We start from the raw sequence: 8901 nt of genomic DNA on the forward strand, positions 1-8901 counted from the left end.
AAAAAGAGAAAGAAGATATGTTATAACAAAATTGAGGTGAAAGAGATGACAAAAGAAGAAGCCTTACAATTAGAAAAAGAACTTTCTTTTCAAGAATTCAATAATCATGATGCCTATCAATTAGGACAAATCATTGTAGATCATATTGAAAAGAATCATTTAAAAAATGTTAGAATCCGTATTGTTTTAGATAAAGATATTGTTTTTCAATATTTAATGGATGGTAAAAAAGGAGTCATTTGGCTTGATCGTAAACAAAAAACAGTTGAAAAATATGGACATAGTAGTTATTACATCTATTTAGAAAATGAAGAAAATGGAACGTATCAAGAAGATGAAAAAGATGAAAGTCTTGTTATTTGTGGGGGAGGTTTTCCTTTAATTATTCGTGGTGAATTAAGAGGAAGCATTCTTGTTTCAGGGCTCATCCATGATGAAGATCATCAAGTCATTGTTGATTGCTTAAGGAAATTAAAAGATGAAGGCACTTGCAAGTGATATAGATGGCACACTTGTTTTTAATCAACAAATAAAAAAACAAGATAGAAAGGCTATTGAAAAGTATCAAAAAGAACATCTTTTTGGAGTATGTAGTGGAAGACCTCGATGTGCCCTGTTTGATTTAGAAAAGCTAAAATTAGATTTTTATATTCTTTCTTCAGGAGCAGAGATCTTAGATAAAGATTTAAATATCATTCAAGATTTTCCAATGAAAAAAGAAATCGTTCAACAAATCTTTAATGAATATCATCAACATGCACAAATCATCTTACAAACAGGAAATGCAGATGTTTTTTATACAACCCTTAAAGAAGATTATAATCCTAAATTAAAAGTCATTTCTTCTTTTAAAGAAGTAGAGCATGAAATCATCTATGGTATATCGCTTATTTTTAAAGATGACAAAACGACTAAGAAAGCATGTTTTGAAATTAATCAAAAATATCATGAAATCGAAGGTTTTCAAAATAGAAACTCTGTTGATATTGTAAGAAAAGGATGTTCTAAAGGAACGGGAATTAAAATCATTAAAGATCATTACCGATTAGAAAAGATAGCAGGAATAGGGGATTCCTATAATGATTTACCGATGTTGAACGTCGTAGATACAGCCTTTACTTTTAAAACATCCCCTCAAGAAATAAAAAAACAAGTACATTATTGTGTTAATGATATTGCAGAAGCAATAGCGTTATTGGAGGTAGAAAAATGAATTTTGGAATTATAGGTTATGGAAACATAGCGCGTAAGTTTGTTAAAAGTATTACTTATACAAGTGGGGGAAGAGTGCATGCCATTGCCTCACATTCTTTAGATGAAAACGATAGTTACTTACAAAATCATCCTTTAGTTAAACTTTATCGTGATTATGAAGAACTTTTAAAAGATGATGATATTGAGGCTGTTTATATTGCAGTACCTCACTACGAACATAAAAAATGGATTATAGAATCCATTAAACATCATAAAGCGGTTTTATGTGAAAAACCACTTGTCTTAAAAAGTGAAGATATTGATGAAATTAATCAATATGTTAAAGAATATCAAGGCTATTGTTTAGAAGCTTTTAAAACAAAGTTTAATAATGGTTTTAATCATTTAAAAGAAGATTTAAAACTGATTGGAAAAATAAAATCAATTGAAGCAAACTTTTGTTTTGATGGGACAGATAAAAAAGATTCTTACTTGTTTGATCCAAAACAAGGTGGGGCTTTAAATGATGTAGGAAGTTATGTCGTTGGTTTTGTCCTTGCTTTAGTGGATGCACCAGTTGAAAGTGTTGAATCTCATATTGAAAAAGAAAATGAGATTGAAATGAATTTTAAAGCAACTTTAAATTTTAAAAATGAAGTTCAAGGAAAAGTAGAAGGTTCAATTAATTATAATAAAGAACGTTATGCTTTAATTAAAGGAGAAAAGGGAGAAATCTATGTTCCAATGTTTAACCGTGTGGTTGAATATACAATTCATTTAGAAAATGAAGTTATGCAAAAAACATATCCAATTGAAGGAGACGATATGACTTTAGAAATACAAGCTTTGATTAATCATAATCAATCAACACATACATTACAAGATTCAAAAAAATTACAAGAAACAATTGAAAGAATAAGAGAGGAAGCAAAATAATGAAACTAGGAATTTTAGGAACAGGAATGATTGTTAAAGATGTTCTTACCATGTATCACGAGCTAGGTGTTGAAAAGACTTATCTTTTTTCAACAAAAAAATCAAAATCACAAGCATTAGAACTTATGAAAAAATATCATTTAGATAAAGTTTATACAGATTATGATGAATTACTTCAAAGTGATGTTGATACAATTTATTGTGCTTTACCTAATCATCTACACTATGAGTTTTCAAAAAAAGCTTTAGAAAATGATAAAAATGTCATTATTGAAAAACCAATTACAGCGAATAGTAAAGAATTAGAAGATTTAATTGAAACAGCCAATAAAAAGAATTTAATGATTTTTGAAGCTATGAATTTACATTACATACCTGCTTTTCTTTCATTAAAAGAAGATTTAAAAAAATTAGGAGATATTAAAATTGTTTCATTTAACTATTCGCAATATTCATCAAGATATAATGCTTTTAAAGAAGGAACAATTTTACCAGCCTTTGACTTTCATAAAGCTGGTGGTGCTTTAATGGATTTAAATGTTTATAATATTCATGCTTTAATCGATTTATTTGGTAAACCTGTTTATCATAAATATATGGCAAATATTGAAAGAAATATTGATACAAGTGGGATGATGTTGTTTGATTTTGAACATTTTAAAGCTTTATGTATTGGGGCTAAAGATTGTAAAGCGCCTTTAATGAATACGATTCAAGGAAACTTAGGAGCAATCGCTGTTAAATGTCCATTAAGTCAAATGACAGAATATGAAATCTGTTATAACGATGGGACAAGTGAAGTAAAATCTTTTGAAAAGAAACATCGTTTAATTTATGAATTTAAAGCATTTATGAAAATGATGGAAGAAAAAGATTATAAAAAACAACAAGAAATGTTAGAACTTTCTTTATTGATTTCTAAATTAATGGAAGAAGGTAGAATGCAAGAAGGGATTGTGTTTGATAATGATAAATAATAAAATTGTTTTAGGATATATAGGAAATGGTAAAAGTACCAACCGTTATCATTTACCATTTGTCTTACAAAGAAAAGATAAGTTTATAGTTAAAACGATTTATAATCCTCATATTCATCATGATGTATGGGATAAAATAGAAGGTATTAACTATACAGAAAATCAAGATGATATTTTCTTAGATGATGAAATTGATATGGTGGTTGTTTGTACAGGTCATCATTATCATTATGAATATACTAAAAAAGCACTTGAACATAATAAACATTGTTTATGTGAAAAACCTTTTATGGAAAATAGTCAGCAAGCTAAAGAAATCTTTGCTTTAGCTAAAGAAAAAGGACTTTATTGTTCTGCTTACCAAAATAGAAGATATGATAGTGATTTTTTAACAGTACAAAAAGTGATTGAATCAGGAAAATTAGGGGATTTATTAGAACTTGAAATGCATTTTGATTACTATCGTCCTGAAATTCCTGAAAGTGTAGATCATTTTGATCCAGCAATGTCTTATCTTTATGGACATGGATGTCACACTTTAGATCAAGTCATTTCATATTTTGGTAAACCAAATGATATTCACTATGATGTAAGACAACTTTTAGGTTCAGGTCGCATGAATGATTATTTTGATCTTGATCTTTATTATGGAACATTAAAAGTATCCGTTAAATCAAGTTACTTTAGAGTAAAATCAAGACCTTCTTTTATCGTTTATGGTAAAAAAGGAATGTTTGAAAAATATAGTAAAGATCGACAAGAAGAACATTTAAAACTTTTCCATATGCCTACTAATAGTGATTTTGGAAAAGATCTTCCTGAACATTATGGAACTCTTACTTATTATGATGATGAAGGCATTTATCGTGAAGAAAAAGTTCCAACAGTTGACGGCGACTATGCACGTGTGTATGATGGTATCTATGATAGTATTGTTTATGGTAAGGAACAAGTCATCCAACCATGGCAAACAATTCTACAAATGGAAATGTTAGAAACAGGAGTAAAGGATTTAAAATAGTATGAAAAAATATTTTTTCTTTGATATTGATGGTACACTTACAGATTTAAAAACACATCAAATTGTACCAAGTGCCAAGATTGCATTAGAAAAGCTAAAACAAGCAGGACATTTTGTTTGTTTAAATACGGGAAGAGCGCATTATAAAGCGGAAAAAGCTAGATTAGAGTTTAATTTTGAACATATGGTTTGTAATGGGGGTAATGGGATTGTTCTTGATGGAAAACTGGTTGAAAATATTCCTTTAGATAAACAAGGAGCTTTAAAAATCATAGAAGAAGCTAAAGAAAAAGGAATTGGGTATTTAGTTGCTATTAATGATAGTCAAGAAGTTTATGGGGAAAATGATTTATTTATTCAACAAGTAGGTTATCGTAAAGAACCAACAACGTATATTCTTGATAAAGAATTTGATTATAAACAAGTTGATAACTTTTATAAAATTTATCTTGCTTTAGATGAAAAAGAAGAAGCTGCTTTTAAAAACAAAGATCAACTTGGTTCCTTAAGATTTGAAAAAGAATATCTAATGTTCCAACCCGATAATAAAAAAGGCGGTATCTTAAAGATGATGGAAATTCTCTATGCTCCTTTACAAGACGTTGTCGTCTTTGGTGATGATTATAATGATCTAGATATGTTTGATAAAGACTTATGGACATGTGTTGCTATGGGGAATGCTTGTGATGCTTTAAAGGAAAAAGCAACCTACATCACTGATAACAATGTTGATGATGGTATTTATCATATCTGTGAAAAGATGAAATGGTTTTAATTAAAAGACAAGTCACTATGTGAAGTGACTTGTCTTTTATAATGCGCTGATATTGAAAAAATATTTTTTTAAAGGTAAATAGTTAACAAAATTACTTTCTATTTGTATTAATGATCTAATTGCATGTAAATATCAATTAATTTTACTTGCAATTAAATAAATTATAATAATTAAACGTAAATTCCTATAAAGAATACTTTTAAAATGTGTTCTTTATACTTTTCTGTGTCATAAAAATTATTTTTATGACGGAAAGATATTAAAATGTACGAATTATAAAGAAATTGTTATAAAAAAATGATATAAGAAAAGTACTGTGGTGATTTTTAATAAGCATAGAATGATAATTTATAATATGTTTATTGTTTGCGGTGAATACTTTCATGAATCAAATAACGGTGATTATCAAAAGAATAATAAGTTAATCATAAAATAGACAATGGAGAGTTATTATTCTATACTTAATATTAGATGAAGTAAGAGAGGTAAAAAATGCGTTGTTTAGTAGTTGATGATGATCAAGAATTTAGTAGTAAGTTCAATATTCATCTCGAAACATTTTTAAAAGGAATATTTAAAGACTTTCATATAATAGAAATAAATGAAAAGTTTGATGATTTTTCACAATATCATGATATTGATTTATTATTTATTGATATTGATTTAAAAGATTTAAATGGAATCAATATTATAAAAAGATTACAGATGGATAAAGTGGATTATCCAATTATTTATGTGTCATCAAGACAAGAACTTGTTTTTTCTTCACTTACAACACAACCATTTTATTTTGTGAGAAAACAAAACTTGGAAAATGATCTAAAAGAATTATTTAAGTTATTAAATATTTATTACAAAAAGACAATGAAGATGATTACATTTGATTATTATGGAAGAAAAACATGTATCTTTTTAAAAGATATCCATTATATTACATCTTTTGGACATGATATCAGTATCGTGTGTGCTCAAGAAACATATACTTATAGATCAAGTTTAAAAGATGCTTTAAACTTGATTGATAGTCCAGTTGTTGTACAGGTTCATCGAAGTTATGCTGTTTCTTTGATGTATGTTAAAGAGGTAGATAAAAATAATATTATTTTGAATGATGAAACATGTATTACAATTGGGAAGAAGTATGCTGATGAATTTATGTTTCAGTATAAGGAGTATTTGATATCATGAGTTTATTTGATTTAGTTATAAATATTATTGAAAGTTCTATCATGTGTTATTTTATTTATAAGTATTTTGATTTTAAGCAGATAGAAAAATTATGGTTGTTTATTTTAATTGATTTTACCTCAATAACATTGTGTAATTCTTTTATTAATGAGAGTAGTGCACTTTTAATTATTGTAACAAGTGTTTTGATTGTTTGTTTAAAAATGTTTGGTGAAAAAATAAGAATTGAAAGTATTATTGTATGTTTTTTATCGTTAATTATAGATATTGTTTGTAATGTTGTTTCTTTGATTATTGGTCGAATTGCGAATTATTTTATAGGCACTCAATTTATTCAGATGCCTGCTATGACTGTCTTATCTAAGATATTGTATTTAATAGCTGTACTTGCTTTTTTAAAGAAAAAAGCATCTTATAAAAGTCAATTAAATTCTAAAAGATGGCTAACATTAATAATAGTTATTTCAATATTATTTATTGTTGCATATATTTTGGTTACAAGTTATGTTTTTGATAATGTTGATACGCTTGTAAACTTATTTTGTACAGCTTTGATTTTTATAGCTATAATATTAATTCTTAATATCTATGGAAAAATTTTGGAAGAAAACGAAGAATCAACACGTATTCGTTTAAAAAATGAAGAAATAAGATATAAGAAAGAAAATGAAAAAGTGCTTTCTAAAATGTCTGAAGATATTTATCAATTAGAACATAATTTAAGATATATCTTAATGCAGGTAAAACTAAATGAACAAAATAAAAAATATGATGAAAATATTGAATTGATAGATCAGTATATTCGTAACTTTGGAAAATTTAAAGCCATTATTAATACTGATAATCCTTATTTTGATTATTTTATGAATCAAAAAATTAATGATTTAAGTAATAATGGAATAGATGTTCATACATCTATTAATATTTCACATTCAGATTATTATTTAGATAGAGAATATGTAGAATACCTCATAAAAGTTATTAATTTATTTAAATTAGAAGCTACCCAAATAACAATCAATATCTATGAAAAGCAAGAATTTAATATTATCGAAGTTCTGACTTCGAAAAATATGAAACTAACATTTGATAATTCTCTTAAACAGTTAGCACAACATTTAGATGCTCAATATAAAGTGATACAGGATAATGAGTTATGTGTTTTTAAAAGTATTCAATCAATGAAGTAGGTTTAAATCGCCTACTTTTTTATTTTCGTGCCATAAAAGTCACTTCCATTCCAGAAAGATATTAAATGTAGGAAAAATAAATAAAATAATAAGTGTAGAGAGGAAATATAGAAAATATTTCAAAAAATACTTGAGTATAAAGTGGCTCTATAGTCTATGTTAAAGGTGTCAAGGGAGGAAAAGACTTATGGAAAAGAGTAAAAAAACTTTAAAAATGATTGGAATTTGTATTATTGGACTTGTAATTGTGGTGGCAGTAAATATGTTGAAGAAACCATCAGATCCATTTAAAGCTAGTACAAATAAGTTAGCATATCAACATATTGAAAAAGTAAATTTGTTAGATAATCCTGAGGAAGATGGAGATTTTTATTATGTATATTTTTATCGAGTAGGAAATTCAAACTGTGAAAAAGTAGAAGATAGCATAAAAACTTATGCAAGATCACATTCAGCAATATATTTTGTAAATATGGATGAAAAATCAAAAGATTATAAGAAGTTTGATTGGAATAAATTTCATGAAGAAAATGATATTGAAATTGGAAAAGTAAAAAGCAATGGAAAGATTGAATATTATGAAGGCGAAAGCAAAGAAAAATATACAAAATCAAAAGAAAAAGATGAATATGGAAAAACAAAAGGATATGAAATAAAAAAAGCAGATAAAGAATACTTGAAAATAAACAAGAAAGCCAGAAAAGGATATGTATATGCTTCATTAGAAACACCTGATATTGATTACTACACATTAACTTCTGAAGATGATGTAACAATCGCAGGAGTACCAACTTTATTACGTGTCAAAAATAATAAAGTAGATCAATTCTATTTTGACTCAGTAGAAATAAAATCAATTATGAAAAAGTTAAATAAGTAATTAGAAAAGATAATATATGTCTTGGAGGTGTTAAGATGTTTAAGTTCGCATTAGAAATGTTGTGGACGGAAAGAAAAAAAACTTATGGTTTAATTATTTCTATTGTTACAACGCTTAGTATTTGTTTATTGTTTTTACATTTTATATTTAACCCTTTTTTAACCAAGAAAGTTAGTTATTTAGATATTAAAACTTTTGGTGAATCATTTTGTATTATGTTGATGGGATTATTCATTTTAATGGTTTGTGTTTCATTGATTTGTTATTCATGTAATTATTATATGAAACTTCATGCTAGAGAAATAGGAATGCTTAAAATGGCAGGATTTAATCAGGGTAAAGTAGTGCTTTATCAATTGATTCAAATGATTATGCTCATGATTATTTCAGTAATAATCACCTGTTGTTTGTCATTAGTGACAACACCCATCTTTTTAACGATTGTTTATCGTTATTGTCATATTCATCAAAGTATTTTCTATTTTAACTTTAAATTATTTAAGATGTTAGGAATTTTAGTTGTTTGTATTTTAGTTATTTTAATCGCTATGCAAATCAACTATATCAACAATAATTCTTTATCATCACTTATTAAAGATAAATATATTACAACACAAAAAGAAGATCATCGTGTCTTTATCATTCCTGATTATATTTATATCTTAGGTTATTTCTTAGGACTTTATGCGATGTATGTAGGAGAAGAATTAGATGCAGGATTTGCGATTGCTTCTTGTATT

General features: G+C 26.6%; 10 protein-coding genes. All 10 read left to right on the plus strand.

Annotated features, from left to right (window positions below; all coding sequences use genetic code 11):
- Window positions 1–45 precede the first annotated feature (45 nt).
- Window positions 46–498, plus strand: a complete 453-nt coding sequence (locus C7U54_RS01480; RefSeq protein WP_107029051.1) for a heme-binding protein — start codon at window positions 46–48, stop codon at window positions 496–498.
- On the plus strand, window positions 479–1213 hold the full coding sequence (locus C7U54_RS01485) for an HAD-IIB family hydrolase (RefSeq protein WP_107029052.1): 735 nt from the start codon (window positions 479–481) through the stop codon (window positions 1211–1213). The genes C7U54_RS01480 and C7U54_RS01485 overlap by 20 nt, the downstream gene beginning before the upstream one ends.
- Entirely contained in the window at window positions 1210–2130 is a 921-nt protein-coding gene (locus C7U54_RS01490) for a Gfo/Idh/MocA family protein (protein WP_107029053.1), read from the plus strand. The genes C7U54_RS01485 and C7U54_RS01490 overlap by 4 nt, the downstream gene beginning before the upstream one ends.
- On the plus strand, window positions 2130–3107 hold the full coding sequence (locus tag C7U54_RS01495) for a Gfo/Idh/MocA family protein (RefSeq protein WP_107029054.1): 978 nt from the start codon (window positions 2130–2132) through the stop codon (window positions 3105–3107). The genes C7U54_RS01490 and C7U54_RS01495 overlap by 1 nt, the downstream gene beginning before the upstream one ends.
- Complete coding sequence (locus tag C7U54_RS01500) at window positions 3097–4128, plus strand: Gfo/Idh/MocA family oxidoreductase (RefSeq protein ID WP_107029066.1); 1032 nt, start codon at window positions 3097–3099, stop codon at window positions 4126–4128. Before C7U54_RS01495 ends, C7U54_RS01500 begins: the two co-directional genes overlap by 11 nt.
- Window position 4129: 1 nt before the next feature.
- Window positions 4130–4903, plus strand: coding sequence for an HAD-IIB family hydrolase (locus tag C7U54_RS01505; RefSeq protein WP_107029055.1), 774 nt, complete (start codon window positions 4130–4132; stop codon window positions 4901–4903).
- A gap of 492 nt (window positions 4904–5395) precedes the next feature.
- Window positions 5396–6091 (plus strand): LytR/AlgR family response regulator transcription factor, encoded by a 696-nt coding sequence (locus tag C7U54_RS01510; protein WP_107029056.1) that lies wholly within the window; start codon window positions 5396–5398, stop codon window positions 6089–6091.
- Window positions 6088–7281: a hypothetical protein gene (locus C7U54_RS01515; RefSeq protein WP_107029057.1), complete on the plus strand. Its 1194-nt coding sequence runs from the start codon at window positions 6088–6090 to the stop codon at window positions 7279–7281. Before C7U54_RS01510 ends, C7U54_RS01515 begins: the two co-directional genes overlap by 4 nt.
- A 187-nt stretch (window positions 7282–7468) precedes the next feature.
- A complete protein-coding gene (locus tag C7U54_RS01520) occupies window positions 7469–8161 on the plus strand; it encodes a hypothetical protein (RefSeq protein WP_107029058.1) in 693 nt (230 codons plus the stop codon).
- 35 nt (window positions 8162–8196) lie between these two features.
- Window positions 8197–8901 (plus strand): FtsX-like permease family protein (locus tag C7U54_RS01525; protein ID WP_146137609.1); only part of this gene is annotated, 705 nt, incomplete at its 3' end.

This window comes from Faecalibacillus intestinalis (assembly GCF_003024685.1).
GTDB lineage: Bacteria > Bacillota_I > Bacilli_A > Erysipelotrichales > Coprobacillaceae > Faecalibacillus > Faecalibacillus intestinalis.